The organism is uncultured Nostoc sp. (genome assembly GCF_964245445.1).
GTDB lineage: Bacteria > Cyanobacteriota > Cyanobacteriia > Cyanobacteriales > Nostocaceae > Nostoc.
Genome location: NZ_CAXTNE010000482.1, coordinates 1 through 2,880, shown reverse-complemented (window position 1 = coordinate 2,880; position 2,880 = coordinate 1). Strand labels below are relative to the sequence as shown.

4 protein-coding genes are annotated in these 2,880 nt (G+C 40.8%); 3 read left to right on the top strand and 1 reads right to left on the bottom strand.

Going from position 1 to position 2,880, the window contains the following annotated elements; translation table 11 throughout:
• From ACFE90_RS37565 to ACFE90_RS37555, 3 genes are all read left to right on the top strand, one after another.
• Positions 1–581: site-specific integrase (locus tag ACFE90_RS37565; protein ID WP_375507305.1), on the top strand; the 581-nt coding region annotated here is incomplete at its 5' end.
• Positions 582–584: 3 nt separating this feature from the next.
• Positions 585–1,052 carry a hypothetical protein gene (locus tag ACFE90_RS37560; RefSeq protein WP_375507304.1) on the top strand — a complete coding sequence of 156 codons (468 nt, stop codon included), beginning with the start codon at positions 585–587 and terminating at the stop codon, positions 1,050–1,052.
• Positions 1,053–1,054: 2 nt separating this feature from the next.
• Positions 1,055–1,741, top strand: coding sequence for a hypothetical protein (locus tag ACFE90_RS37555; RefSeq protein WP_375507303.1), 687 nt, complete (start codon positions 1,055–1,057; stop codon positions 1,739–1,741).
• A gap of 83 nt (positions 1,742–1,824) precedes the next feature.
• Here ACFE90_RS37555 and ACFE90_RS37550 read toward each other — a convergent pair whose 3' ends face one another.
• Positions 1,825–2,739 carry a hypothetical protein gene (locus ACFE90_RS37550; protein ID WP_375507302.1) on the bottom strand — a complete coding sequence of 305 codons (915 nt, stop codon included), beginning with the start codon at positions 2,737–2,739 and terminating at the stop codon, positions 1,825–1,827.
• Positions 2,740–2,880 lie beyond the last annotated feature (141 nt).

Here is a 2,880-nt window from a genome sequence, read left to right as displayed (position 1 = left end):
TATATAATGATTATCATTCTTATACACTGGGGATTTTATTTGTTGGAAGTCCCTTATTAGGAGAAACAAAACAACGAGATACAGCACTCGTTCACATTCTCAGTCATGGACTCCGGGCTGGGGAAGTTGTACAGCTAAATGTTGGCTCATTTGATGGCAAGCTGCTATTTTTACCAGACACCAAAACCAATGAACCACGCTTAGTTCCACTAAAAAAAGAGAGTCGGGAAGTTTTAGCAGAGTATTTGCGATCGCGAGAAGAAAGGAGTGAGGTGTTAAACAGCGACTCCCCACTGATGATTTCACACCATGCTTCATACAAAGGTGAACGCTTGAGTTATCACGGCATTTACTTCGCTGTGGAAAAAATCAGTGAAATAGCTCACATTGAGGATTTGCACCCTCACTCCTTTCGCCACACCTATGCCACTGACTTATTGCTATTGGGAGTTGACCCCAGCCATGCACGAAAACTAACAGGACATCAAAGCGAGAAAGCGTTTCGGCGCTATACGCTTCGCAGCGAACAAGAAGCGGCGATCGCTGCTTACTATCGTGCAATCGGAGAGGAAGTGGAGTAAAGTATGCCCAAGCCACTCGATCCCAAGTGTCAGTTATGTTCCAAACTACCAACTGCCCAAGCCAAGGTTTTACATGGAACAGCAGGGGACGGGTGTTGGAATCCCAAAGTCTGCCACAATCGCCGCTCATTCTATCGCCACCGCTCCCAGAAGAATTCAGCAGAAATTGATTCAGTAACAGTCGAACCACCAACAACATATTTTGCAGTGCTGTATTTGTATAAAGAACCGGGGGATAAACCATTACACGCCTTGGGTGCAGAACTCTGGCTTGGGCAAAAACCTGTTTGTCGCCTGGAACCAATTCACTGTTTTGGGCTAACGGCTGGTAAAATACGCGCCTATACAGATCAGGTGTTGCAGGCTTTTGCTAAATCTTATGGTGTTTCACTATATCAATATAAGGATATGTTTGAGATTACCTCAAGCTACTGCCCAGTGCGGCCTTGCCCCTTGCATCCAGAATCGTAGAGATGACCACATACCGCCAATTAACAATCTGGGATGTGCTTGATGAGTTGTCCGAATCTCCACCAACTTCTTCCCTTGATGCTGTATGGGAGTGCTTGGATACAGAACTTCATGATTTACCTGTTGAAACACAATTATCAACCGCAGGTATTGCTTTCAATCAAATTGCGGATATTCTTAAGTCTCGTGCCGAAGTGCTGTTGCAAGATACCCACGATCGCAATAGTCTTTTGGGGCCAATTGTTAGCGCCGATCTCTTTGCTGGTCTAGTGCGGACAACAATGCACCTAGATTTAGATGATTTGATTGAACCGCAAACACCACAAACCTTTAAACCACACGGCCCACACCAATTTTCATATCCTAACCAGGAGGGTGATTCTGTAGCAGCACCTGTTGAAAAAGCGAATGTTTTGGTAATGCTCGATGAGGTGACGAGTTTAGAAGATGTCCACAAGCTGGCGGGTGATGAACATGTGGAAAAATGGCTTAGTGCGATCGCTAACTACCTTGCACATATTAAAGGTGAGATTTCTTTAACTCAACTCCAAGGTGGATTAAAAATGCCTTTGGTAGAGGTTTGGCTGGGACTGTTGCTGGGTAATTTTACATTAGAGCAACGTGGAGATTTTTATAGCAGCCAGGATATTTGGGTAATTACAAACGCTGATAAACTTGTTATAAAATAGAGTTATAGCTAGGATAAAGTGGATAAAAATAGTCTATAAATTAATTTTTGGCTATTAAGTGTAGAAATTTTTGTATGAACAATTCAATTATTTGCTGACAAAATTAAATTGAGAAGATTTAGAGAGCGAGAGTTAAGAAAGTAATTTGCTTTAAACAAACTACGACGAATTTGTGCCAAATCGTAACTTTTAAAAATTACCCAAGGAAAATCAGGGTAGCCATTACCAATAGGAAGAAAATCATTAGCAGGGTATAAAGCTTTAATATAACGCTCTAGTAAAATACGAAAATCATAACTCATAGGAGAATTTGCATCTCCTATGAATGAGGATTGAAGAATTTCATCCTTTAACAAAAAATGTAGGGGAATAGCTAAGTACTGATCGCTAAAATTACTAGAATCGCTTATTTGCTGAGTGTTACCCTCATTTTGGAGCAGGTGTTCTATAAAATCAATGGCAAACAAAATTTCATTTTTGATATTTTCTGAGTAATCACCTTGACTGATATTTTTTAGTGCATTCCTAAAGTTTGTTGTTATATAAGAGCGAATTTGAGAATAAGGATCTATACTATAACGTGATGTTACAGTATGATTATTCATTGGGATAATCAATAATGAACCGTCTATGTAAACCTGCGGACTAATTTCTATTTCTAACAATTCAGCCATACAGGAACATTGGTCAAAGAAAAAATCCACTCCTAGCTCCAATAAGGACAGCAAGCTAATTTTTTTTCTAGCTGGTTGCTGGACAACAGAAGAATTGGATATGCGAGGAGATTGAATTAGAAACTCGGATGACTTAAATAAAGTAAACAGATTTTCACAAACAAGTTTAATATCCTGATCATCTGGATGTAACCGCTGGTGACTTCGTAGTAACTGCATCAAAGATTTAATGCGAGTGCTGAAAGTCTCACCGCTTGAATATATCGCTTTACCACCGACGGGAATCATGGCTACGTTGTGTCCACCTAAATTCCCAGCACCCAAAATTCGCGTCATTATCGCCGCCCGTAAGACGAGTAGAGAACCTATTAAATTCGCGGCGCGGGTACTTTTACTTTGTTGATTATTAGGGGGAGCAACGCGATTTGGTGAGGTAGGATCAAAAACCAGCGATCGCTAACAACT